This is a genomic window from Nocardioides sp. Z30_9, assembly GCF_058215735.1.
Genome location: NZ_JBZAJF010000001.1, coordinates 2057189 through 2079859, shown reverse-complemented (window position 1 = coordinate 2079859; position 22671 = coordinate 2057189). Strand labels below are relative to the sequence as shown.

The following is a 22671-nucleotide window of genomic DNA, read 5'->3' as shown; positions in this document are numbered from 1 at the left end:
AAAGACATGCCCGCCACCGGTTACGAAGCCCCTCCGCTGCGCCCTCGCGAGTTCGCGCGCTGGGCCTGGCGCCAGCTCACCTCGATGCGCACCGCGCTCATCCTGCTGTTCCTGCTGGCGCTGGCCTCGATCCCCGGCTCGGTGGTCCCGCAGGAGTCCGTGGACTCGCTGCGCGCCTCCCAGTGGCGCGAGCAGCACCCGCAGCTCACGCCGATCTACGAGAAGCTCGGCCTGTTCTCGGTCTACAACTCGGTGTGGTTCTCCGCGATCTACATCCTGCTGATGGTCTCGCTCGTCGGCTGCATCGTCCCGCGGCTGATGGTCTACTGGCGCGGCGTACGACGTCAGCCGCCGCCGCCCCCGCGGCACCTGTCCCGGATGCCGGCCAGCCGCACCTTCGAGACCGACGAGGACCCCGACGCCGTCGTCGAACGGGCCCGGGCGCTGCTGCGCAAGCGGCGGTTCCGCGTCTCGACCGCCGAGGGGTCGGTCAGCTCGGAGCGTGGCTACCTGCGCGAGGCCGGCAACCTGGTCTTCCACCTCTCCGTGCTGATCGTGCTCGTCGGGTTCGCCATCGGCGGGCTGTGGGGCTACAAGGGCGGCGTCATCGTGGTGACCAAGGACGGGTTCGCCAACACCCTGGGCCAGTACGACGACTTCCGCGCCGGCGCGCTGTTCGACCCCGCCAACCTGGCGCCGTTCGAGTTCACCGTCGAAGACTTCGACGTCACGTTCATCCGGGAGGGCCGCGACGCCGGGATGGCGCACAAGTTCGCCGCCGACCTGACCTACCGGGCCTCGCCCGACGCGGAGGAGAAGCACCAGGAGATCGCGGTGAACCACCCGCTGACCCTCGACGGCACCGACGTGTTCCTGATCAGCCACGGCTACGCGCCGCACATCACGGTGCGCAATGCCGACAAGAGCATCGCGTTCTCCGGGCCGGTGGTCTTCCTCCCCGAGGACGCCACGTTCCTCTCCTACGGGGTGGTCAAGGTCCCCGACGCCACCCAGAAGGACGGCAACACCCAGCTCGGGCTCGAGGGCGAGTTCTACCCGACGTACGGCTTCACCCAGGCCAGTGGGCCGTTCTCGGCGTTCCCCGACGACAAGAACCCCGCGATCTCGATGCTGGCCTACCGGGGCGACCTCGGCCTCGACGACGGCACCCCGCAGTCGGTCTACGGCCTCAAGAAGGACGGCCTGGAGCCGATCAAGAAGGCCGACGGGAAGCCGCTGCGCATCGACCTCGCGATGGGCGGCACCACCACGCTGCCCGACGGTCTCGGCACGGTGACCTTCGACCGGGTGAGCCGCTACGTCAAGCTCCAGGTCAGCCACACCCCGGGCCAGAAGGTCGCCCTGGGCGGCGTCGTGCTCGCCTTGGTCGGACTGCTCGGCTCGCTGTTCATCCGGCCCCGCCGCATCTGGGTGCGTGCACGCACCGAGGGCGGTCGTACTACCGTCGAGGTCGCGGGTCTCGACCGCAGCTCAGGGGGAGACCTGTCCGAGGAGATTGAGGACCTCGCTGCCGCACTCGGCGCGGCGAGCCCCGGCAGCACAGCCACACCACCAGGTTCCACAGCAGCAGGAGAGTCGTCGTGACCCACGAACAGTTCGAGGTGCTCAGCAACCAGGCGGTCGCGGCGTGCGCCGTCGTCTACGCGCTGGCCGTCCTCGCCCACCTCGCCCAGTGGGCGGCCGGCCGCACGGTCGCTGAGCCCGAGCAGCAGCCCGTCGCCGTGGGCGCCGCGGAGACCGGTGCCGGCTCCGGTGCGGCCCCGGTGAGCGCTGCCACGGCCGAGGAGCCGGAGCGGGCGGAGCTCTTCGGCCGGATCGGCCTCGCGATCACCGTGGTCGCTGCCTTCGTGCACTTCATCGCGGTCGTCAGCCGCGGGCTGGCCTCGGACCCCGTGCGGGTGCCCTGGGGCAACATGTACGAGTTCACCCTGACCGGCACCTGGGTCGTCACGATGGGCTACCTGCTGCTCTACCGCCGGTACTCGCTGTCGTGGCTGTCCCCGATCGTGACCAGCTTCGTGCTGGTGACGCTGATGATCGACGTCCTGGTGCTCTACACCCCGGTCGTCCCGCTGCGCGACGCGCTGCAGTCGCCGTGGCTGATCATCCACGTGGTGGCCGCGATCATCGCCACCGGCGCCTTCACCCTCGGCGGGATGTGCTCGGCGCTCTACCTGGTCAAGGAGCGCTGGCTGCGCAAGCAGGAGCGCTCGCCCGGTGCCGGCACGAGCGGCTACCTCGCCCGGCTCCCCGAGCTGCGCGTGCTCGACCGCGTCGCCTACCGCACGCACGCGTTCGCGTTCCCGATCTGGACCTTCGCCGCCCTGATCGCCGGGCCGATCTGGGCCCACTACGCGTGGGGCCGCTACTGGGGCTGGGACCCCAAGGAGGTGTGGGCCTTCATCACCTGGGTGGTGTACGCCGCCTACCTGCACGCCCGCGCCACCTCCGGCTGGAAGGGCCGCTCCGCAGCCATCGTGGCCCTGGTCGGCCTGGCCACGCTGTGGTTCAACTTCGTCGGGATCAACTTCTTCTTCGGCAGCGCCAGCCAGCACTCCTACGCCGCACCCGAGCCGCTCCCGATCGTCCGCACCCTGGAGTGAGCGGGGCGGTTTGCTGACGAACCGGATGGTCCCGAACGAATCGCAGCCCGGACGGCGTACAGACCTGCCGAATGATCGGGACTACCCGGGATCTTGACTCACCGAAGTCTCACCGGGGCGTACGGCGCTGCTAGCGCCTCGCCGCTAGGAGGGGGAGCCCTCGTCCTTGCTGTGCCGACGCTTGCGCTCGAGCTCGCGCAGGAACTCCTCGTCGTCGTCGGGCCCGACCGGGCCGGGGGGAGTGCGCTTGGCGGCCGTGCCACCGCCGCCGCCACGGTTCTTGCGCTGGTCGAGCAGCCAGAAGAACGCGTAGAGGACCGCCGCGAACAAGGCAAGGAAGAAAACGACCCGCAACATGGCTCCAATGTAGTTGGTGGGCGGTAGGCCGCTCTCAGACCGGGTCGAGGCCGCTTGTAGCCTTGTCTTGTGAAGGCATTCGCGATCTACACGCTGCTCCGCCTGAGTCTGTTCGTGACCACTTTCGCGGTCGTTGCCTTCGTCTGGGTGCTGCTGTTCGGCAAGGACGGCGTCCTGCTGGTGCCGTTCCTGGTCGCGCTGATCGGGTCCTCGATGCTGTCGCTGAAGCTCCTGGCGCCGCAGCGGGAGCGGTTGGCACTCTCGATCGAGGCACGCGCCAAGCGGGCGAGCCGGAGCTTCGATGAGCACCGGGCCAAGGAGGACTCGGACTGAGTCCGGTCAGCGGGGCTTGCGCTTGAGCTGCCGGTTGATCCGGGTCTCGGACTGACCGAGCACCTTGGCGAGCAGCTTGACGCGGTTGGTGTAGGCGAGTGCGCAGACGACCACGATGCCGAGCAGGATGATGAGCCACATGCCGGCCAGTGTGCCACCGTCCCGGGCGTGACGCGGAGCGCGGGGCCGCCTCGGCCGCCGCGAGGGGCGTCGCTCAGATCCGGCTGATCGCCACGCCCGCGAGCATCCCCGCTGCGTAGAGGAGCTCGGCCACGCCGGTCAGCTGGAGCACGGGGATCAGGCCGGGCCCGACCGCTCGCTGACGGAGCACGGTCGCGGTGGCCCGCAGTGCGGCGGGGCCGGCGGCCAGTGCGAGCAGCGTCCACCAGGTGGTGGTCAGGGCAACCCCGACCAGGGCCACACCGGCTGTGGCGACCAGCAGGGCGAACAGGCCACGGGTGCGGTCCTCGCCGAGGGCCACGGCCAGCGTGCGCTTGCCCGAGACGGTGTCCGTCGGGATGTCCCGCAGGTTGTTGGCGACCAGGATGGCGCAGGCGAAGGCCCCGACCCCGACGGCGGCGTACAGCGCGGGGAGCTCGAAGGTCTCGGTCTGGACGTACGTCGTGCCCAGGACCGCGACCAGCCCGAAGAACACGAACACCATCACCTCGCCGAGCCCCATGTAGCCATAAGGGCGGGAGCCCCCGGTGTAGAACCAGGCCGCGAGGATGCAGAGCAGGCCCACCGCCACCAGCCACCACGCGGTCGTCGCGGCCAGGACCAGCCCGACCAGCCCGGCAGCGCCCAGCGCCGCGAACGCCGCCGTCTTGACCGCGCGGGGAGTGGCCAGCCCGCTGCCGACCAGGCGCAGCGGTCCCACCCGGGAGTCGTCGGTGCCACGGATGCCGTCGGAGTAGTCGTTGGCGTAGTTCACGCCGACCTGGAGCAGCAGCGAGACCGCCAGGGCCAGCGCCGCCTTCCACCACACCGCCTGGTCCTCCCACAGCGCGATCGCTGTTCCGGCGAGGACGGGGGCAACGGCGGCAGGCAGCGTGCGGGGCCGCGCGCCCGCGACCCACTGGCTGATCGAGGGGGCGGGGGAGGGCATGGCCGGATTGTGTCAGGGCACGCGCCGCCACCGGCCGGTGCCGGTCCGACTAGCGTGGCCGACGTGAGCAGCCTGCGGCCGGTGACTGGTGACGCCGAGGAGATCCTCGCGCTGCTGCGCGAGTGGGACGCCGCGACCGACCCCGAGCCCCTGGTGATCGCCACGTCCGGCTCGACCGGCCGGCCCAAGCGGGTGCGGCTGTCGCGGGACGCGATGCGTGCCTCCGCCCTCGGCACCTACGAGCGGCTCGGCGGCCCCGGGCAGTGGGTGCTCAACCTGCCGCCGACCTACGTCGCGGGGGTGCAGGTGCTCTACCGCTCGGTGGTGGCCGGGACCGAGCCGGTGCTCTTCGAGCAGGACTTCGCCGAGGCGCTGGAGCGCATGTCCGGACGCGGCTACGTGTCGCTGGTCCCGACCCAGCTGGTCCGGCTGCTGCGCGACATGAACGACGGGAGCGCCGAGGACGTCGAGGCGCTCGCGGCTTTCGACGCCGTGCTCATCGGCGGGGGACCCCTGAACCCCGAGGTGCGCGGCGAGGCGGAGTCCCACGGCATCCGCGTGGTGCAGACCTACGGGATGAGCGAGACCTGCGGCGGCTGCGTCTACGACGGCGAGCCGCTCGCCGGGGTCGAGGTGCGCATCGAGGAGCCCGAGGACACCGGTGACTTGCGGAAGGCTCAGGACGGCGAGGTGCTGCTGCGCGGGCCGATGCTCTTCGATGGCTACGAGGACGACCCGGAGCGGACCGCAGAGGTGCTGCGCGACGGGTGGTTCCGCACCGGCGACCTCGGCCGGCTCGGTGCCGACGGCCGGCTGCGCGTGACCGGGCGGGCCGACGACGTGATCATCAGTGGCGGCGTGAAGGTGCCGGCGGCCGCCGTGGCGGCGATGCTCTCCGCCGACCCGGCGGTGCGGGCCGTGGAGGTGCTCGGCGCCCCGGACCCCGAGTGGGGGGAGCGCGTGGTGGCGTTCGTGGCCCCCAACGACCCGCTCACCCTGGACGGGCTGCGCGACCTGGTCGAGCCGCGGACGTGGGCGCCGCGACAGCTCGTCGTCGTCGAGGAGATCCCGCTGCTGCCCAACGGCAAGCCGGACCGGGTCCGGCTGCGGGAGCTGGCATGAGCGTCTTCGCGATCCCACTGACCACCCGGTTCCGCGGCATCACCGTGCGCGAGGGCGCGCTGGTCCGGGGCGATCAGGGATGGGGAGAGTTCAGCCCGTTCCTGGAGTACGACGCGCCCACCTCCGCGCCCTGGCTCGCCTGTGCCCGCGAGGCCGCGGACCTCGGCTGGCCCGAGCCGGTGCGATCACGGGTGCCGGTGAACGTGACCGTGCCGGCCTGCTCGCCGGAGCGTGCCCGCGAGATCGTGCTCGCCTCCTCCGGCTGCCGGACCGCGAAGGTGAAGGTCGCCGAGGCCGGGCAGGAGCCCGGTGAGGACGAGGCGCGGCTGGAGGCCGTCCGGGACGCGCTCGGGCCCGACGGGATGGTCCGCGTGGACGCGAACGGCGGCTGGTCCGTGGAGGAGGCGGTCCGCCGGATCGCCGCGCTCGAGCGGGCGGCCGGGGGGCTGGAGTACGTCGAGCAGCCGGTCGCCTCCGTCGAGGACCTCGCCCTGGTGCGCCGCCGGGTCTCGGTGCCGATCGCGGCGGACGAGTCGATCCGCCGCGCGGCCGACCCCTACCGGGTCCGAGACCTCGAGGCGGCCGACATCGCGGTGCTCAAGGTGCAGCCGCTGGGCGGCGTACGCGCCTGCCTGCGGATCGCCGAGGACATCGCGATGCCCGTCGTCGTCTCCAGCGCCGTCGAGTCGAGCATCGGCATCGCCGCGGGGGTGGCGCTCGCCGCCGCCCTTCCCGAGCTGCCGCACGCCTGCGGGCTGGCGACGGTGCAGCTGCTCAGCGGCGACGTGGTCGCCGACCCGTTGCTGCCGGTCGACGGGTTCCTGCCCGTACGCCGCCCGCTGGTCGACGAGGCCGCGCTGGCGCGGTTCGCCGCGCCCGCGGACCGGGTCGAGCACTGGCGCCTGCGAATGGCCGAGGTGGAGGCCGTGCGGCAGGATCGTCGCTCGTGACCTCTCCCGAGCCGCCCGCCCCCTCGACGCTCCTGGCCACCTGGCTGGTCGAGGAGCTCGTCGAGCGCGCGATGACCGACGTGGTGCTGTGCCCCGGCTCGCGCAACGCCCCGTTGTCCTTCGCGCTGCTGGCGCACCCGGGGATCACCCTGCACACCCGCATCGACGAGCGCACCGCCGCCTTCCTCGCCCTGGGGCTGGCGAAGAGCTCCCACCGCCCCGCGGCCGTGGTCACCACCTCCGGCACCGCGACGGCCAACCTGCACCCCGCGGTCCTCGAGGCTGCCCATGCCGGCGTACCCCTGGTCGCGATCACCGCCGACCGCCCCGCCCGCCTCCGCGGCACCGGCGCCAACCAGACCACCGACCAGGTCCGCCTCTTCGGCGACGCCGCCAGCTTCGCCGACCTCACCGCCCCGTCCCCCGACGCCCTCGACGCCGCCTGGCTCCCCGACGGGCCGGTGCACCTGAACGTGCAGCTGGACGAGCCGCTCGTGGGGGGCCAGCTCCCCGCAATTGCTGGGAAATTTCACTCTGTCGAGCCGGAGCAGCGGAATTTGCCAGCAAATGCGGGTCCTGGGCACCCCCACGACCTGGCCCACGGCCCGCGCACCGTCGTGGTCGCCGGGGATGACGCGGGGCCGCCGGCACGGATCCTGGCGGAGCGGGGTGGGTGGCCGCTGCTCGCGGAGCCGAGCAGCGGGTCGCGGACGGGGGCGAACCCGATCCGGACCTACCGGCTGCTGCTGGGGACCGAGCTCGGGGCGCGGGTGGAGCGGGCGATCGTCTTCGGGCACCCGACCCTGTCGCGGCCGGTGTCGCGGCTGCTGGGACGCGCGGATGTCGAGGTGGTCTCGGTGCGCCCTCGGGGGCGGTGGCCGCAGCGGCCGTTCCCCGTGGACGCCGAGCACGACGCCGTCTCGGTCGCGGAGAGCGACGACCACGGCTGGCTCGACGAGTGGCGTACGGCGGACCGGGAGCTGGGCCGCCGGGTCGATGCCTTCGTCGCGGCCCAGCCCGGCCTCACGCCGTACGACGTGGCCGCGGTGGTCAACGCCGCGAACCCGCCCGGTGGGCTGCTGTTCGTCGGGGCGAGCAACCCGATCCGCGACCTCGACCTGATGGCCAGCGCCCACCCCGTCGGGGAACGGCGGATGGTGCTGGCCAACCGGGGGCTCGCCGGGATCGACGGCACCGTGTCCAGCGCCATCGGCGCAGCGCTCGGGCGGCCGCGGAGCAGCCGCGCGATCGCCTACCTCGGCGACGTCACGTTCCTGCACGACCTGACCGCGCTGGTGTCCGGGCCCGCCGAGGCCCGTCCTGACCTGACCATCGTGGTGGCCAACGACGACGGCGGCTCCATCTTCGCGACCCTGGAGCAGGGCGGACCCGAGCACGCCGGCGCCTACGACAAGCTCTTCGGCACTCCCCACGGGGTCGACCTCGCCGCGCTGTGCGCCGCCACCCGGACCCCGCACTGGCGGGTCACCGAGCGGGCCGAGCTCGAGCACGCCCTGGCCAGCCCGAACGGCGGGATCGAGGTGGTCGAGGCCGTGGTACGCCGCGACAACCGGCGCGAGCTCGACGAACGGCTCCGGGCCCTGGCTCGGTGACGATTGACGCTGTACGTCACCTGCGGCACCAGCGCCTAGGGTGTGCGCCGCGGGCGGCAACCAGGGGTGCCTGAACGTGCAGAGCGTCGTGGGCGCCAACATCCCGGCACCGCCGAGCGGCGTCAACCTCGACCGGTGACGCGCGCGGTCTCCCCGTTCTCCTCGGTGGTCGCTACCGTCGCCCCATGAGAATCACGAAGTTCGGGCACGCGTGCGTGCGAATCGAGACCGGCGACCACACGATCGTGCTGGACCCCGGCGCGTTCACCGACGCCGAGGCGGTGGCCGGGGCGACCGCCGTGCTGATCACCCACGAGCACCCCGATCACTACCTGGCCGACCACCTGCGGCGTACGGACGCCCCGATCCACACCATCGCCGCGGTCGCGGCGAAGATCCGCGAGGACGCCCCCGACCTCGTCGAGCGGGTCAACGTGGTCGAGCCCGGCCAGGAGCTCGACCCGGGTGTGCCGACCCGGGTGGTCGGGGAGAAGCACGCGGTGATCCACCCCGAGCTGCCGCGCTTCGACAACAGCGGCTACCTGCTCGAGGTGGAGGGGATGACGATCTTCCACCCCGGTGACGCGCTGGTGGTGCCGGAGGTCGACGTCGACCTGCTGCTGCTCCCGGTCAGCGCGCCGTGGCTGAAGGTCAGTGAGTGCATCGACTTCGCCCGCGACGTCGGGGCGCCGCGCTCTCTCGCGATCCACGACTCGATCTACAGCGAGATCGGGCTGAAGGTCATCGGCCCGCAGCTGGACCGCTTCCTGGGCGAGCGCGCGCAGACCTACGTGCGCCTCGAGCCGGGTCAGGACCTCTGAGCGGCCGCGGGTGATCGACTGGCTCCGGGACCGCTCCGTCGTCGAGCTGGTGCTGCTGGCGCTGGGCGCCTTCCTCGTCCTGTCCCTGGGTGCCGCCCTGACCACGCGGGCCCTGGTGCGGCGTGGGCTGCGCGCACCGTTCGTCGTACGCCGGATCAACCGGCTCTCGCTCTGGGTGGTGGAGCTGGTCAAGCGGCCGATCACCGTCGCGGTGCTCGACGAGGTGGCCGACGTGATCCAGACGGGCCACTACACCAAGAACATCTCCGCGGCGCTGCTGGAGAACCGCGACGAGCTGGTTGCCCTGGTGGCCGAGAAGGTCCGCGCCGACCCCGCGTCGCGGGTGGTCGGCCTGCTGCCCGGCTACGACACGATCATCAGCCAGGCCAGCGAGACCACGTTGCGGGTGGTCATCGAGATGCTGGGCGACCCGAGGATGGACGAGCTGGTCGCCGACCTGCTGCGCAACAACCTCGACCAGATCAAGCGGGCCGTCCACGAGCGCGAGCACCTCGACGTGGAGCCGCACGCCCCGCCGGACATCTCGCCTCCCACTGCTCCCGGCACCCGGTCGCCCATGGTGGGGACGCGGCCGCGCGTCCGCGGAGGACCCGGCCGCTCCTACTAGGACGGGGATCCCGCAGCCTGTTTCTCGCAGGCCGTTTCTCGCAGACGCGCGGACACAAGTCCTGAAAAGCGGGTGGCGCGACGCTCAGCAGCCCGGATCGCGCCGACTTGTGTCCGCGCGTATGCGAACACCCCCCGGCTAAGAGGGGGCGGGCTCAGTCCGCCAGCGCGTCGCGGACGGGCAGGAACTTGGCCTGGGCCTCGGCCAGCTCGGCCTCGGGGTCGGAGTCCGCGACGATGCCGCAGCCGGCGAAGAGGCGCACCTGGTTGCCGTCGAGCTCGGCGGAGCGCAGGGCGATGCCGAACTCGCCGTCGCCGGCGGCGTCCATCCAGCCCACCGGGCCGGCGTAGCGACCGCGGTCCATCCCCTCGATCTCGGTGATCATCTCGGTCGCCACCTTCGTCGGCGTCCCGCCGACCGCGGCCGAGGGGTGCAGCCCGGCGGCGAGCTCGAGGACGGTGGCGCCGCCGGCCCCGGAGGCGGGGGCGTGGACCACGCCCGCGACGTCGGTGGCCAGGTGCATCACGTTGGGCAGGTGCAGCACGAACGGCACCTCGGGGACGTTCATCGAGGAGCAGTACGGCGCCAGCGAGTCGGCGACCGAGCGGACGGCGTACTCGTGCTCCTCCAGGTCCTTCGAGGACCGGGCGAGCTGCCCGGCGAGTGCCAGGTCGTGATCGTCGTCGCCGGTACGCCGGATGGTGCCGGCCAGCACCCGGGAGGTGACCAGGCCCCGCTCCCGGCGCACGAGCATCTCGGGGGTGGCACCGAAGAGGCCCTCCACGTGGAAGGTCCAGCACATCTCGTAGTGCTCGGCGAGCTGTCGCAGGGGCCAGCGCACGTCGATCGGCTCGGTCGCGGTGGCGATCAGGTCGCGGGCCAGCACGACCTTCTCCAGCTCACCGGCGGCGATCCGCTGCACGGCCTGCGCCACCACCGACTCCCACGCCGCGCCGCTCATCGCGCCGTCGGCGAAGGTCACGCCGCGGGGCGCCGGGACGGTTTCCTGGCGCACCAGCTCGTGTACCGCCGGCCGCTCGTCGGTGCCGATCACGGTGACCCAGGCCCGGTCCTCGCGGGTACCGACGAGCACGCGGGGGACGACCAGGACGCTGTCGCCGGGGTCGTCGGCGAAGCCGAAGCTGCCGAAGCTCACCAGTCCGGTGCCGGGGACGCGCACCTCGTCGTGGATCTCGGCGGCGTCGGTGACCGCGCGCCACCAGTCGTCGGCGTCGGCGAAGCGGTCCGGGCCCGAGGTCACGCAGCGTGCTGCCACGCCCCACGCGACCAGGCCCTTGCCCCTGCGCAGCCACGCCACGGGGTCCGTGGCGGGGAGCAGGTCCAGCAGGTTCGCGGGCAGTGTGTCGCCGGAGGTGACCTCGAAGGTGTGCGCGACGAGCCTGCTGACGGGAGCTGCGCTCGCCTGGCTGGGGCTGGTCACGGAAAAAGCCTACGCGGTGGCGAACCCGGTTTTCCCGGGACCAGCCCCGGTGTTCACGCCGGCGCTGCATAGGCTGCAGTCGTGACTCGCGCTGACCTGGACAAGAAGCCTGCCGAGGTGCGAGCGATGTTCGACGACGTCGCCCGCCGCTACGACCTCACCAACGACGTCCTCTCCCTGGGGATGGACCGTCGCTGGAGGCACGACGTCGTCGAGGCGGTCGATCCCCAGCCGGGGGAGCGGGTGCTCGACCTCGCGGCCGGCACCGGGACCTCCTCCCAGCCGTTCCTGGACCGGGGCGCGATGGTCGTCCCGTGCGACTTCTCGGTCGGCATGCTCCAGGTCGGCAAGCGCAACCGGCCGCACCTGCCGTTCACGGCCGGCGACGGCACCCGGCTGCCGTTCGCCGACGACACCTTCGACGCGGTGACGATCTCCTTCGGGCTGCGCAACATCGTCGACCCCGACGCGGGACTGCGGGAGATGCTGCGGGTCACGCGTCCGGGCGGCCGCCTCGTGGTGTGCGAGTTCAGCTCGCCGACCCTGGCGCCGTTCCGGACCCTCTACCTGGAGTACCTGATGAAGGCGCTGCCCTCGATCGCCCGTGCGGTCTCCTCGAGCCCGGACGCCTACGTCTACCTCGCCGAGTCGATCCGTGCCTGGCCCGACCAGGCCGGCCTCGCCGAGCGGATCGCGGCGGCGGGCTGGAGCGCTCCGCAGTGGCGCAACCTCACCGGCGGCATCGTCGCGCTGCACCGCGCGAGGGCCTGACCAGCGACTTCGCCGGGCCTCATATAGGCAACACGAACGTGCCCTAAATTCGCTGGTCAGAGGCTTGCGCGACCCGGACAGGGCGGGTTCGCATGATGTGATCGAGACCTCTATGCTGACACCGTCGAGAGTTCGTGAACGTATTCACATGTTCACGAAGCGACATGATCGAGGAGGACCATGGACAACGCGCTCTACACGCCGGTCATCGCACTCATGGTCCTCGCGGCCGGCTTCGCGATCTTCTCCGTGGTGGTCAGCAGCCTCACCGGCCCCAAGCGGTACAACCGCGCCAAGCTCGACTCCTACGAGTGCGGGATCGAGCCCACGCCGCAGCCCGTCGGCGGCGGCCGGGTCCCGGTCCGCTACTACATCACCGCGATGATGTTCATCATCTTCGACATCGAGATCGTGTTCCTCTACCCGATCGCGGTGGCCTTCGACGACATGGGCCTGTTCGGCCTCGTCGAGATGGTGCTGTTCATCGTGCCCGTCTTCGTCGCCTACGTGTACGTATGGCGCCGCGGCGGCCTGGAATGGGACTGAGCATGGGTCTCTCCGAACGAATCTCCGGACACCTCCCGACTAGCAGGGACTGAAAGTCATGGGCATTGAAGAACAGCTCCCGGCCGGCGTACTCCTCACCACCGTCGAGGGCGTCGCGGGCTACTTCCGCAAGGCGTCGTTCTGGCCGGCCACCTTCGGCCTGGCCTGCTGCGCCATCGAGATGATGACCAGCGGCGGCCCGAAGTACGACCTGGGCCGCTTCGGCATGGAGGTCTTCCGCGCCAGCCCGCGGCAGGCCGACCTGATGATCGTGGCCGGCCGGGTGAGCCAGAAGATGGCCCCGGTGCTGCGCCAGATCTACGACCAGATGGCCGAGCCCAAGTGGGTGCTCGCGATGGGCGTCTGCGCCAGCTCAGGCGGGATGTTCAACAACTACGCGATCGTCCAGGGCGTCGACCACATCGTCCCCGTGGACATGTACCTGCCGGGCTGCCCGCCGCGCCCCGAGATGCTGATGGACGCCATCCTCAAGCTCCACGACCAGGTGCAGGCCACCAAGCTCGGGGTGAACCGGCTCGCCGAGATCGAGGCAAACGAGGAGACCGGCCTCAAGGCGATCCCCTCCAGCCAGATGAAGGGGCTGATGAGGTGAGCCCAGAAGACAAGCCGGACAACAGCGCCGAGAAGAACCCCCAGATCAACCGCGAGACCAGCCCCGGCACCGAGGTGGACTCCACCGACAAGATGCCGGAGAACCTCCCCGACGACGGCACCGGCGAGCAGATCGGCCGTCGCAAGGGCATGTTCGGCGTCCACGGCAGCGGCGACACCTCCGGGTACGGCGGCCTGACCCGTCCCGTGGAGATGCCCGGCGCCTCGCACCCGCCGTACGGCGGCTGGATGGACGACGTGGCCAACGCGCTCACCGAGGCCACCCGGGCTGCCGGCCTCGAGTCGGCCGTGGAGCGCGTCGTCGTGCACCGCGGCGAGATCACCTTCTACGTCCGCCGCGAGGAGCTGGCCGCGATGGCCAAGCTGCTCCGTGACGACGAGAAGCTGCGATTCGAGCTGCTCTCGGGCGTCAGCGGGGTGCACTACCCCGACGACACCGGACGCGAGCTGCACGCGGTCTACCACCTGCTCTCGATGACCCACAACCGCCGGATCCGCGTCGAGGTCACCGCCCCTGAGTCGGACCCGCACGTGCCCAGCGTGGTGGCGACCTACCCCACGGCCGACTGGCACGAGCGCGAGACCTACGACTTCTTCGGCCTGATCTTCGACGGCCACCCGGCGCTCACCCGCATCCAGATGCCCGACGACTGGCCCGGCCACCCGCAGCGCAAGGACTACCCGCTCGGCGGCATCCCGGTCGAGTACAAGGGCGGCACCATCCCGCCGCCCGATCAGCGGAGGAGCTACAGCTGATGACCACCGAACAAGACGCCTACGCCCCGCAGTCCGAGACCAGCCAGGGACGGGTCTTCACCGTCACCGGGCAGGACTGGGACTCCGTCGTCTCCGGCATCAACGAGGAGCACGACAACAAGGTCGTCGTGAACATGGGCCCGCAGCACCCCTCCACCCACGGGGTGCTCCGGCTGATCCTCGAGCTCGAGGGCGAGACGGTCACCGAGGCCCGCTGCGGCATCGGCTACCTGCACACCGGCATCGAGAAGAACATGGAGTACCGCACCTGGGTGCAGGGCGTCACGTTCTGCACGCGGATGGACTACCTCTCCCCGTTCTACAACGAGGCGACCTACAGCCTCGGCGTGGAGCGGCTGCTCGACATCGAGGACGACATCCCCGAGAAGGCCCAGGTCATGCGGGTGCTCCTGATGGAGCTCAACCGCCTTTCCTCCCACCTGGTCGCGATCGCGACCGGCGGCATGGAGATCGGCGCGCTGACCGTGATGACGATCGGGTTCCGCGAGCGCGAGCTCGTCCTCGACCTCTTCGAGCTGATCACCGGCCTGCGGATGAACCACGCGTTCATCCGCCCCGGCGGCGTCGCCCAGGACATGCCCCCGGGCGCCCTGGAGGAGATCCGGTCCTTCATCGCGCTGATGAAGAAGCGGCTGCCCGAGTACGCCGCACTGTGCAACGCCAACCCGATCTTCAAGGCCCGCCTCGTCGGCGTGGGCCAGCTCGACCTGGCCAGCTGCCTGGCGCTGGGGATCACCGGCCCGGTGCTGCGCTCGACCGGCTACCCCCACGACCTGCGCAAGAGCGAGCCGTACTGCGGCTACGAGGACTACGACTTCGAGGTCCAGACCTGGGACACCCCGGACGCCTACGGGCGCTTCCGGATCCGGCTCAACGAGATGTGGGAGTCGCTGCGGATCGTGGAGCAGGCCGTCGAGCGCCTCGCCGGCCTCGAGGGGGCCCCGGTGATGATCGGCGACAAGAAGATCGCCTGGCCCAGCCAGCTGGCGATCGGCAGTGACGGGATGGGCAACAGCCTGGACCACATCAAGCACATCATGGGCGAGTCGATGGAGGCCCTGATCCACCACTTCAAGCTGGTCACCGAGGGCTTCCGGGTCCCGCCCGGCCAGGTCTACGTCCCCGTGGAGTCCCCGCGCGGCGAGCTCGGCGCGCACCTCGTCTCCGACGGTGGCACCCGCCCGTTCCGCGCGCACTTCCGCGACCCGTCGTTCGTGAACCTGCAGGGCACCTCGGTGATGAGCGAGGGCGGCATGGTCGCCGACGTGATCGTGGCCATCGCCTCCATCGACCCCGTCATGGGAGGAGTGGACAGATGACCTCCGACAGCAGCGAGGGCCGGATCCCCGGCATCGACGACGGCACCACCGCGACCGGGGTCTCCACCAGCGAGGTCACCCGCGAGGCGCCGCTGGACCCCAAGACCTACGCCGAGCTCGAGGAGATCGCCGCCCGCTACCCGCAGGCGCGCTCGGGCCTGCTCCCGATGCTGCACCTCGTGCAGAGCGCCGAGGGACGGGTCACCGCTCGCGGCATCGAGGCCTGCGCCCAGATCCTGGGCATCAGTGCCGCCGACGTCAGCGGCGTCGCGACCTTCTACACGATGTACAAGCGCCGTCCCGTCGGGGACTACCACGTCGGGGTGTGCACCAACACCCTGTGCGCGATCATGGGCGGCGACCTGATCTTCGAGCGGCTCAAGGACCACCTCGACGTCGGCAACGACGAGACCACCGAGGACGGCAAGATCACCCTCGAGCACATCGAGTGCAACGCGGCCTGCGACTACGCACCGGTGATGACGGTCAACTGGGAGTTCATGGACAACATGACCCCCGAGTCGGCCACCCAGCTCGTGGACGACCTCCGCACCGGCGTGGAGGTGCACTCCACCCGCGGACCGCGGCTGGGCACCTGGCGCGAGGCCGAGCGCGTGCTGGCCGGCTTCCCCGACGACCTCGCCGACGAGGGCCCCTCCGCGGGACCCTCCTCGCTGGTCGGCCGCGTGATCGCACGCGAGCAGGGCTGGGCGGCACCCTCGGTCGAGGAGGCCGAGCAGAGCAGCGACGAGGCGGACGTCGCCGAGGGCTCCACGGCCGCCGACAAGGCGGACGGGAGCCACGAGGCCGAGCACACCGAATCCGAGTCCGAGGTCGAGAAGTCCGGCATCGAGGCCAAGCACGAGGACAACCCCGCGAACACCGGTGGTGACGACGCATGACAGACACGCTGACCCCTGTCCTGACCGACAACTGGGGCTCCGACCGGTCCTGGACCCTGGCTGCCTACGAGCAGCAGGGCGGGTACGCCGGGATGCGCAAGGCCCTCGCGATGGCGCCGGCCGACGTCGTGGAGGTCGTCAAGGCCTCCAACCTGCGCGGCCGGGGCGGCGCGGGCTTCCCCACCGGGATGAAGTGGGGCTTCATCCCGCAGGACAACCCCAACCCGAAGTACCTCGTGGTCAACGCGGACGAGTCCGAGCCGGGCACCTGCAAGGACATTCCGCTGATGATGGCCACCCCGCACACGCTGGTCGAGGGCGTGATCATCAGCGCCTACGCGATCCGCGCCAACACCGCGTTCATCTACGTCCGCGGCGAGGTGCTGCACGTGATCCGCCGCCTCCAGCGCGCCGTGCAGGAGGCCTACCTCGCCGGTCACCTCGGCAAGGACATCCACGGCTCGGGCTACGACCTCGACCTCGTCGTCCACGCCGGTGCCGGTGCCTACATCTGCGGCGAGGAAACCGCGCTCCTCGACTCCCTCGAGGGCCGCCGTGGCCAACCGCGACTGCGACCGCCGTTCCCCGCCGTCGCCGGCCTCTACGCCAGCCCGACCGTGATCAACAACGTCGAGTCGATCGCCTCGGTCCCCAGCATCATCGACCGCGGAGCCGAGTGGTTCGCCTCGATGGGCACCGAGAAGTCCAAGGGCTTCGGCATCTTCTCCCTCTCCGGCCACGTCGCGAACCCGGGACAGTTCGAGGCGCCGTTGGGCATCACCCTGCGCCAGCTGATCGAGCTCGCCGGCGGGATGCGGGAGGGCCACGAGCTCAAGTTCTGGACCCCGGGCGGGTCCAGCACCCCGATCCTCACCGCTGAGCACCTCGACATCCCGCTCGACTTCGAGGGCGTGGCGGCGGAGGGCTCGATGCTCGGCACCCGGGCGCTGCAGATCTTCGACGAGACCACCTGCGTCGTACGCGCGGTGCTGCGGTGGACCGAGTTCTACAAGCACGAGTCGTGCGGCAAGTGCACCCCGTGCCGTGAGGGCACCTGGTGGCTGGCCCAGACCCTGGCCCGGCTCGAGCAGGGGCAGGGCTCGGAGAACGACCTCGAGCTGCTGCTCGACCAGTGCGACAACATCCTGGGGCGTGCGTTCTGCGCCCTCGGCGACGGTGCGACCAGCCCGATCAGCTCCTCGATCCAGTACTTCCGCGACGAGTACCTCGCTCACCTCGCCCACGGCGGCTGTCCCTTCGACCGTGAGGCGTCCACGATCTTCGCGAAGGTGGAGGCACACGCATGACGGTCACGAAGGACTCGACGACCGAGGTGGAGAAGTCCGACGAGGTCACCCTGACCATCGACGGAGTCGAGGTCTCGGTCCCCAAGAACACCTTGGTGATCCGGGCTGCCGAGCAGATCGGCGTCCAGATCCCGCGCTTCTGCGACCACCCGCTGCTCGCGCCCGTGGGCGCTTGCCGCCAGTGCCTGGTCGACGTCCCCGACGCCGGCAACGGCCGCGCCATGCCCAAGCCCCAGGCCTCCTGCACGATCACGGTCGCCGAGGGGATGGTCGTGAACACCCAGGCCACGTCCCCGGTCGCGGACAAGGCCCAGCAGGGGATCATGGAGTTCCTGCTGATCAACCACCCGCTCGACTGCCCGGTCTGCGACAAGGGCGGCGAGTGCCCGCTGCAGAACCAGGCGATGAGCAACGGACGCGGCGAGACCCGGTTCACCGAGAGCAAGCGCGTCTTCCCCAAGCCGATCAACATCTCCGCGCAGGTGCTGCTCGACCGCGAGCGCTGCGTGCTGTGCGCGCGGTGCACCCGCTTCTCCGAGCAGATCGCCGGTGACCCGTTCATCGCGCTGCTCGAGCGCGGCGCCCTGCAGCAGGTCGGCATCTACGAGAAGGAGCCCTTCGAGAGCTACTTCTCCGGCAACACCATCCAGATCTGCCCGGTGGGTGCGCTCACCTCCTCGGCGTACCGCTTCCGCGCCCGGCCCTTCGACCTCATCTCCACGCCGACGATCGCCGAGCTCGACGCCTGCGGCTCCGCGATCCGCACCGACCACCGTCGCGGCAAGGTGATGCGCCGGCTCTCCGGTGACGACCCCGCCGTCAACGAGGAGTGGATCACCGACAAGGACCGGTTCGCGTTCAACTACGCGATGCTCGACGACCGGCTGACCTACCCGATGGTCCGCGACGAGGCCTCTGCCGATGGTGAGCGGGGCGAGCTCCGCCCGGCCAGCTGGCCGGAGGCGTTCCTCGTGGCAGCCCGCGGCCTCGCCGCCGCCCGTGCCGCCGGCGGTGTCGGTGTGCTCCCCGGGGGTCGGCTCACCGTCGAGGACGCCTACGCCTACTCCAAGTTCGCCCGCGTCGCCCTCGGCACCAACGACATCGACTTCCGCGCCCGGCCGCACTCGGCCGAGGAGGCCGAGTTCCTCGCTGCGCACGTCGTGCTCACCGTCCCCGAGACGGGCGCCGTGACCTACGCCGACCTCGAGTCCGCCCGCTCGATCGTGATGGTCGGGTTCGAGCCCGAGGACGAGGCCGGCACCGTCTTCCTGCGGCTGCGCAAGACCGCGCGGGGCCGCCTGCTGCCGATCTACTCCATCGCCCCGTTCACCTCGCGCGGACTGCACAAGATGTCCGGCACGCTGATCCCGACCCGGCCCGGCGACGAGGCAGCGGCGCTGGACGCCCTGGCCCACGACGGCGACGTCGCCCTCGACAGCGGTGGCCTCATCCTGGTCGGCGAGCGGCTCGCCGCCGTACCCGGTGCGCTCTCGGCGGTCTCCCGCCTCGCTGCTGTCACCGGTGCCCGCGTCGCCTGGATCCCCCGGCGTGCCGGTGACCGTGGAGCGATCGAGACCGGTGCGCTTCCCAACCTGCTTCCCGGTGGACGACCCGCGGCCGACGCCGCGGCGCGCGCCGACCTGGCCGGTGTCTGGGGCGTGGAGGACCTGCCGGGGACGGCGGGTCGCGACGCCGACGCGATCATCGCGGCCGCGGCGGCCGGCGAGCTCGGTGGCCTGGTCATCGGTGGCGTCGACCCCGCCGACCTCGCCGACCCGGCGCTGGCCCGCGAGGCCATCGCCAACGCCGGCTTCGTCGTCTCCCTGGAGGTCCGTGCCTCCGAGGTGACCCGGGCCGCGGACGTTGTCTTCCCGGTCGCACCGGTCACCGACCGCTCCGGCACGTTCGTGAACTGGGAGGGCCGGATCCGCCAGTTCGGCAAGGTCCTGCACAACCCGAACTCGCTGCCCGACCTGCGCGTGCTCGCCGGCATCGCCGAGGAGCTCGACACCGGTCTCGCGCAGGGACTGGGCTTCCGCACCTCCGACCAGGTCTGGACCGAGATGGGCCACGTCGGTCCCTGGGACGGCGAGCGGGTCTCGACTCTGCTCGACCACCACGGGACTACGTCCGACCACCAAGGGACTGCGCTCGACCGCCCGACCGGGCAGTCGAGCACGCACGAGGACGGCACCCTCGTCCTGGCCTCGTGGAAGCAGCTCATCGACGACGGCCGGATGCAGGACGGCGCCGACGACCTGCGCCGTACCGCACGCAAGCCGGTGGTCCTGGTCAACGAGACCACGCTGGCCGAGATCGGCGTCCTCGCCGGTGACCTGGTCACCCTGACCGGCCCGCTGGGCTCCCTCGAGCTACCGGTCGGCGTCGCCGACCTGGCTCCCGGCACGGTCTGGGCGCCTGCCAGCGCCCCCGGCGCCTCGGTCCGGCACCACGTCGGGCCGGCCGGCAGTCCCGTCACCATCACCGGAGGCATCCAGTGACCAGTGCAGTCGTCGCCCTCGAGACCAGCGTCACGCTCAAGGACTTCGGGCACGACCCGATGTGGCTGGTGATCGTGAAGGCCGTACTGGTCTTCGTGGTCCTGGTGCTCCTCACCTTGTTCAACATCTGGTGGGAGCGCCGCGTGGTCGGCCGGATGCAGCACCGGATCGGTCCGAACCGCAACGGTCCCTTCGGCCTCCTGCAGAGCCTGGCCGACGGCGTGAAGCTGGCGCTGAAGGAAGACATCATCCCGACGGCGGCCGACAAGGTCGTCTTCGTCCTCGCGCCGGTGATCGCGGTGATCCCCGCGTTCCTGACCTTCTCGGTGATCCCGTTCGGTCCGGTGGTCGACGTCCCGTTCACCGACCTGCGTACGCCGCTGCAGCTCACCGACATGCCGGTCGCGGTCATCTTCGTGATGGCGATCGCCTCGATTGGGATCTACGGCATCGTCCTGGGCGGCTGGTCGTCGGGATCGACGTACTCCCTGCTCGGCGGCCTGCGCTCGAGCGCGCAGATGATCTCCTACGAGGTCGCGATGGGCCTGGCCCTGGTCGCGGTCTTCCTGCACGCCGGCTCGATGTCGACCTCGGAGATCGTGAACTCCCAGAAGGACATCTGGTTCGCGTTCACGCTGATCCCCTCGTTCGTGATCTACATGATCGCGATGGTGGGGGAGACCAACCGGGCGCCGTTCGACCTGCCCGAGGCCGAGGGCGAGCTCGTCGGCGGCTTCCACACCGAGTACTCCTCGCTGAAGTTCGCCCTGTTCTTCCTCGCCGAGTACATCAACATGGCCACGGTCTCGGCGCTCGCGACCACGTTGTTCCTCGGAGGCTGGCGGGCGCCCTTCGGCATCGCCCACATCTGGGAAGGCGCCAACGAGGGCTACTGGCCGTTCCTGTGGTTCATGGGCAAGGTGCTCTTCTTCATCTTCATCTTCATCTGGCTGCGTGGATCGCTGCCCCGGCTGCGCTACGACCAGTTCATGGCGTTCGGCTGGAAGGTGCTCATCCCGATCTCCATCGTCTGGATCGTCGCTGTCGCTGCGATCCGCGTGGTCGACCTGCAGGGTGGTTTCGACCGCAACTGGCTGATCGGCATCGCCGCGGTGCTCGGTGTGCTGGTGGTGGCGCTGCTCTTCTTCGAGGACCGGCAGAAGCCGGCCGAGGCCGAGACGACCTCCGACGAACCGTTCGACGCTTTCGCCGGCGGCTACCCGGTGCCCCCCATGCCTGAGAGAGAGGTGCGCTGATGGCGTCCCTGAAAGAACAGTTCTGGGACCCGGTCGCCGGGTTCGGAGTCACGTTCCGGACCATGTTCCGCAAGGTGGTCACCGAGCAGTACCCCGAGGACAAGCAGCCGACAGCGCCGCGCTTCCACGGCCGGCACCAGCTCAACCGGTGGCCCGACGGGCTGGAGAAGTGCATCGGCTGCGAGCTGTGCGCCTGGGCCTGCCCGGCCGACGCGATCTACGTCGAGGGTGCCTCGAACGTCGATACCGAGGACGGCTCGGGGCGGTTCAGCCCCGGTGAGCGCTACGGCCGCGTCTACCAGATCAACTACCTGCGGTGCATCCTGTGCGGTCTGTGCATCGAGGCGTGCCCCACGCGTGCGCTCACGATGACCAACGAGTACGAGCTCGCCGACAACAACCGCTCGGACCTGATCTACGAGAAGTCCGACCTGCTCGCACCGCTGCTGCCCGGCATGGAGCCGCCGCCGCACGCGATGCGGCTCGGCGACGACGAAGGCGACTACTACCGCGGCACGATGCGTCGCAAGGACGACGGTCAGGACGTGACCACGTCATGACCGCGTTCTGGATCCTCGCCCCGGTGATGGTGATCTGCGCCCTCGGGCTGCTGTTCGCGCGCAAGGCCGTGCACTGCGCGATGCTGCTCGCGGTCGTGATGATCAGCCTCGCCGTGCTGTACGCCGTGCAGGACGCGCCCTTCCTGTTCGCGGTGCAGATCATCGTCTACACCGGCGCGATCTTGATGCTGTTCCTGTTCGTGGTGATGCTCGTGGGCGTCGACGCCTCCGACTCCGTGGTCGAGACGATCCGCGGACAGCGGCTCTTCGCCGTGCTGGTCGGGCTCGCGTTCGGCGCCATCCTCGTCCTCGGCGTCGCCCAGGTCTCGGTCGGCATGATCACCGGTCTGGAGAACGCCAACGCGGAGGGCAACGTCCAGGGCATCGCCCAGCTGCTGTTCACCAAGTACGTCTTCGCCTTCGAGGTCACCTCGGCACTGCTGATCACCGCTGCGCTCGGCGCGATGGTGCTCGCCCACCGGGAGCGACTCAGCCCGAAGGCCGGACAGGCGGAGACCGCCGCCCAGCGGATGCGTGACTACGCCGAGCACGGCAAGCACCTCGGCCCGCTTCCCGCGCCCGGCGTCTTCGCCCGGCACAACGCGGTCGACACCCCGGCGCTGCTGCCCGACGGGAGCGTCGCCCAGTCGTCGATCTCCCGCGTGCTGCTCGCCCGTGGGTCGGTCAACCGCGACCCCGGCAGCGCCCGGCAGGTGGAGAGCTTCGGCGACGACGAGAGCGTCGAGCCGCGTGACGACCACGGGGGTGCAGGCCGATGAGCGCCACACCCTTCATCGTGCTCTCCGCGATCCTGTTCACCATCGGCGCGGTCGGCGTACTCACCCGGCGCAACGCGATCGTGGTGTTCATGTGCGTGGAGCTGATGCTGAACGCGAGCAACCTCGCCCTGATCACCTTCGCCCGCGTCAACGGCAACCTCGAGGGGCAGATCGCGGCGTTCTTCGTCATGGTCGTGGCCGCCGCCGAGGTCGTGATCGGGCTCGCGATCATCATGACCATCTTCCGCACCCGCCGGTCGGCCTCGGTCGACGACGCCAGCCTGCTGAAGTACTGAGGTAAAGAAGTGATCACATCTGCCATC

Annotated in this window: 24 protein-coding genes; 20 read left to right on the top strand and 4 right to left on the bottom strand. The window is 70.7% G+C overall.

The window, feature by feature from the left end; genetic code table 11:
• Window positions 1–6 precede the first annotated feature (6 nt).
• Both resB and ccsB read left to right on the top strand, forming a co-directional pair.
• Entirely contained in the window at window positions 7–1605 is a 1599-nt protein-coding gene (resB, locus tag AC4BGB_RS10115) for a cytochrome c biogenesis protein ResB (RefSeq protein ID WP_490546649.1), read from the top strand.
• Window positions 1602–2624 (top strand): c-type cytochrome biogenesis protein CcsB, encoded by a 1023-nt coding sequence (ccsB, locus tag AC4BGB_RS10110; RefSeq protein ID WP_490546648.1) that lies wholly within the window; start codon window positions 1602–1604, stop codon window positions 2622–2624. The genes resB and ccsB overlap by 4 nt, the downstream gene beginning before the upstream one ends.
• Before the next feature lie 144 nt (window positions 2625–2768).
• On the opposite strand, the gene AC4BGB_RS10105 is transcribed toward ccsB, so the two are convergent.
• Window positions 2769–2981 (bottom strand): hypothetical protein, encoded by a 213-nt coding sequence (locus AC4BGB_RS10105; RefSeq protein WP_490546647.1) that lies wholly within the window; start codon window positions 2979–2981, stop codon window positions 2769–2771.
• Window positions 2982–3050: 69 nt separating this feature from the next.
• Between AC4BGB_RS10105 and AC4BGB_RS10100 the strand changes: the two genes are divergently transcribed.
• Entirely contained in the window at window positions 3051–3314 is a 264-nt protein-coding gene (locus AC4BGB_RS10100) for a DUF4229 domain-containing protein (protein ID WP_490546646.1), read from the top strand.
• A gap of 6 nt (window positions 3315–3320) precedes the next feature.
• On the opposite strand, the gene AC4BGB_RS10095 is transcribed toward AC4BGB_RS10100, so the two are convergent.
• Window positions 3321–3455, bottom strand: coding sequence for a hypothetical protein (locus tag AC4BGB_RS10095; RefSeq protein WP_490546645.1), 135 nt, complete (start codon window positions 3453–3455; stop codon window positions 3321–3323).
• Between the two features lie 73 nt (window positions 3456–3528).
• A complete protein-coding gene (locus tag AC4BGB_RS10090; protein ID WP_490546644.1) occupies window positions 3529–4422 on the bottom strand; it encodes a 1,4-dihydroxy-2-naphthoate polyprenyltransferase in 894 nt (297 codons plus the stop codon).
• Window positions 4423–4485: 63 nt separating this feature from the next.
• Between AC4BGB_RS10090 and AC4BGB_RS10085 the strand changes: the two genes are divergently transcribed.
• The 5 genes from AC4BGB_RS10085 to AC4BGB_RS10065 all read left to right on the top strand — a co-directional run bounded on the left by AC4BGB_RS10085 (window position 4486) and on the right by AC4BGB_RS10065 (window position 9556).
• Window positions 4486–5544 (top strand): AMP-binding protein, encoded by a 1059-nt coding sequence (locus AC4BGB_RS10085; protein ID WP_490546643.1) that lies wholly within the window; start codon window positions 4486–4488, stop codon window positions 5542–5544.
• A complete protein-coding gene (locus AC4BGB_RS10080; RefSeq protein ID WP_490546642.1) occupies window positions 5541–6494 on the top strand; it encodes an o-succinylbenzoate synthase in 954 nt (317 codons plus the stop codon). The genes AC4BGB_RS10085 and AC4BGB_RS10080 overlap by 4 nt, the downstream gene beginning before the upstream one ends.
• On the top strand, window positions 6491–8107 hold the full coding sequence (gene menD, locus AC4BGB_RS10075; protein ID WP_490546641.1) for a 2-succinyl-5-enolpyruvyl-6-hydroxy-3-cyclohexene-1-carboxylic-acid synthase: 1617 nt from the start codon (window positions 6491–6493) through the stop codon (window positions 8105–8107). The genes AC4BGB_RS10080 and menD overlap by 4 nt, the downstream gene beginning before the upstream one ends.
• 185 nt (window positions 8108–8292) lie before the next feature.
• Window positions 8293–8928: an MBL fold metallo-hydrolase gene (locus tag AC4BGB_RS10070; protein WP_490546640.1), complete on the top strand. Its 636-nt coding sequence runs from the start codon at window positions 8293–8295 to the stop codon at window positions 8926–8928.
• Between the two features lie 10 nt (window positions 8929–8938).
• On the top strand, window positions 8939–9556 hold the full coding sequence (locus AC4BGB_RS10065) for a hypothetical protein (protein WP_490546639.1): 618 nt from the start codon (window positions 8939–8941) through the stop codon (window positions 9554–9556).
• A gap of 154 nt (window positions 9557–9710) precedes the next feature.
• On the opposite strand, the gene AC4BGB_RS10060 is transcribed toward AC4BGB_RS10065, so the two are convergent.
• The gene (locus tag AC4BGB_RS10060) at window positions 9711–10997 is read right to left on the bottom strand and encodes an isochorismate synthase (protein ID WP_490546638.1); all 1287 of its coding nucleotides are present in this window, start codon (window positions 10995–10997) and stop codon (window positions 9711–9713) included.
• A gap of 81 nt (window positions 10998–11078) precedes the next feature.
• Between AC4BGB_RS10060 and AC4BGB_RS10055 the strand changes: the two genes are divergently transcribed.
• The 12 genes from AC4BGB_RS10055 (at window position 11079) to nuoK (ending at window position 22644) form a co-directional block, all read left to right on the top strand.
• Window positions 11079–11768 carry a demethylmenaquinone methyltransferase gene (locus AC4BGB_RS10055; protein WP_490546637.1) on the top strand — a complete coding sequence of 230 codons (690 nt, stop codon included), beginning with the start codon at window positions 11079–11081 and terminating at the stop codon, window positions 11766–11768.
• A gap of 180 nt (window positions 11769–11948) precedes the next feature.
• Complete coding sequence (locus tag AC4BGB_RS10050; protein ID WP_490546636.1) at window positions 11949–12314, top strand: NADH-quinone oxidoreductase subunit A; 366 nt, start codon at window positions 11949–11951, stop codon at window positions 12312–12314.
• Between the two features lie 58 nt (window positions 12315–12372).
• A complete protein-coding gene (locus AC4BGB_RS10045) occupies window positions 12373–12927 on the top strand; it encodes a NuoB/complex I 20 kDa subunit family protein (RefSeq protein WP_490546635.1) in 555 nt (184 codons plus the stop codon).
• Window positions 12924–13703, top strand: a complete 780-nt coding sequence (locus tag AC4BGB_RS10040; RefSeq protein WP_490546634.1) for an NADH-quinone oxidoreductase subunit C — start codon at window positions 12924–12926, stop codon at window positions 13701–13703. The genes AC4BGB_RS10045 and AC4BGB_RS10040 overlap by 4 nt, the downstream gene beginning before the upstream one ends.
• Window positions 13703–15043, top strand: a complete 1341-nt coding sequence (locus tag AC4BGB_RS10035; RefSeq protein ID WP_490546633.1) for an NADH-quinone oxidoreductase subunit D — start codon at window positions 13703–13705, stop codon at window positions 15041–15043. Before AC4BGB_RS10040 ends, AC4BGB_RS10035 begins: the two co-directional genes overlap by 1 nt.
• On the top strand, window positions 15040–15945 hold the full coding sequence (nuoE, locus tag AC4BGB_RS10030) for an NADH-quinone oxidoreductase subunit NuoE (protein ID WP_490546632.1): 906 nt from the start codon (window positions 15040–15042) through the stop codon (window positions 15943–15945). Before AC4BGB_RS10035 ends, nuoE begins: the two co-directional genes overlap by 4 nt.
• Complete coding sequence (gene nuoF, locus AC4BGB_RS10025; RefSeq protein WP_490546631.1) at window positions 15942–17252, top strand: NADH-quinone oxidoreductase subunit NuoF; 1311 nt, start codon at window positions 15942–15944, stop codon at window positions 17250–17252. The genes nuoE and nuoF overlap by 4 nt, the downstream gene beginning before the upstream one ends.
• Window positions 17249–19753 carry an NADH-quinone oxidoreductase subunit G gene (locus tag AC4BGB_RS10020; protein ID WP_490546630.1) on the top strand — a complete coding sequence of 835 codons (2505 nt, stop codon included), beginning with the start codon at window positions 17249–17251 and terminating at the stop codon, window positions 19751–19753. The genes nuoF and AC4BGB_RS10020 overlap by 4 nt, the downstream gene beginning before the upstream one ends.
• Before the next feature lie 59 nt (window positions 19754–19812).
• Window positions 19813–21009 carry an NADH-quinone oxidoreductase subunit NuoH gene (gene nuoH / locus AC4BGB_RS10015; protein ID WP_490546808.1) on the top strand — a complete coding sequence of 399 codons (1197 nt, stop codon included), beginning with the start codon at window positions 19813–19815 and terminating at the stop codon, window positions 21007–21009.
• Window positions 21009–21569 (top strand): NADH-quinone oxidoreductase subunit NuoI, encoded by a 561-nt coding sequence (nuoI, locus tag AC4BGB_RS10010; protein ID WP_490546629.1) that lies wholly within the window; start codon window positions 21009–21011, stop codon window positions 21567–21569. The genes nuoH and nuoI overlap by 1 nt, the downstream gene beginning before the upstream one ends.
• Window positions 21566–22348 (top strand): NADH-quinone oxidoreductase subunit J, encoded by a 783-nt coding sequence (locus tag AC4BGB_RS10005; protein ID WP_490546628.1) that lies wholly within the window; start codon window positions 21566–21568, stop codon window positions 22346–22348. Before nuoI ends, AC4BGB_RS10005 begins: the two co-directional genes overlap by 4 nt.
• Window positions 22345–22644 (top strand): NADH-quinone oxidoreductase subunit NuoK, encoded by a 300-nt coding sequence (gene nuoK, locus AC4BGB_RS10000; RefSeq protein WP_490546627.1) that lies wholly within the window; start codon window positions 22345–22347, stop codon window positions 22642–22644. Before AC4BGB_RS10005 ends, nuoK begins: the two co-directional genes overlap by 4 nt.
• Window positions 22645–22671: the final 27 nt, after the last annotated feature.

What these genes read in the sequence shown, in the direction of transcription:
- resB (WP_490546649.1), top strand. Translation starts at nt 7, where the DNA reads ATGCCCGCCACCGGTTACGAAGCCCCTCCGCTGCGCCCTCGCGAGTTC.
- AC4BGB_RS10105 (WP_490546647.1), bottom strand. Translation starts at nt 2,981, where the DNA reads ATGTTGCGGGTCGTTTTCTTCCTTGCCTTGTTCGCGGCGGTCCTCTAC.
- AC4BGB_RS10095 (WP_490546645.1), bottom strand. Translation starts at nt 3,455, where the DNA reads ATGTGGCTCATCATCCTGCTCGGCATCGTGGTCGTCTGCGCACTCGCC.
- AC4BGB_RS10090 (WP_490546644.1), bottom strand. Translation starts at nt 4,422, where the DNA reads ATGCCCTCCCCCGCCCCCTCGATCAGCCAGTGGGTCGCGGGCGCGCGG.
- AC4BGB_RS10080 (WP_490546642.1), top strand. Translation starts at nt 5,541, where the DNA reads ATGAGCGTCTTCGCGATCCCACTGACCACCCGGTTCCGCGGCATCACC.
- AC4BGB_RS10070 (WP_490546640.1), top strand. Translation starts at nt 8,293, where the DNA reads ATGAGAATCACGAAGTTCGGGCACGCGTGCGTGCGAATCGAGACCGGC.
- AC4BGB_RS10050 (WP_490546636.1), top strand. Translation starts at nt 11,949, where the DNA reads ATGGACAACGCGCTCTACACGCCGGTCATCGCACTCATGGTCCTCGCG.
- AC4BGB_RS10045 (WP_490546635.1), top strand. Translation starts at nt 12,373, where the DNA reads ATGGGCATTGAAGAACAGCTCCCGGCCGGCGTACTCCTCACCACCGTC.
- AC4BGB_RS10035 (WP_490546633.1), top strand. Translation starts at nt 13,703, where the DNA reads ATGACCACCGAACAAGACGCCTACGCCCCGCAGTCCGAGACCAGCCAG.
- nuoE (WP_490546632.1), top strand. Translation starts at nt 15,040, where the DNA reads ATGACCTCCGACAGCAGCGAGGGCCGGATCCCCGGCATCGACGACGGC.
- nuoF (WP_490546631.1), top strand. Translation starts at nt 15,942, where the DNA reads ATGACAGACACGCTGACCCCTGTCCTGACCGACAACTGGGGCTCCGAC.
- AC4BGB_RS10020 (WP_490546630.1), top strand. Translation starts at nt 17,249, where the DNA reads ATGACGGTCACGAAGGACTCGACGACCGAGGTGGAGAAGTCCGACGAG.
- nuoH (WP_490546808.1), top strand. Translation starts at nt 19,813, where the DNA reads ATGTGGCTGGTGATCGTGAAGGCCGTACTGGTCTTCGTGGTCCTGGTG.
- nuoI (WP_490546629.1), top strand. Translation starts at nt 21,009, where the DNA reads ATGGCGTCCCTGAAAGAACAGTTCTGGGACCCGGTCGCCGGGTTCGGA.
- AC4BGB_RS10005 (WP_490546628.1), top strand. Translation starts at nt 21,566, where the DNA reads ATGACCGCGTTCTGGATCCTCGCCCCGGTGATGGTGATCTGCGCCCTC.
- nuoK (WP_490546627.1), top strand. Translation starts at nt 22,345, where the DNA reads ATGAGCGCCACACCCTTCATCGTGCTCTCCGCGATCCTGTTCACCATC.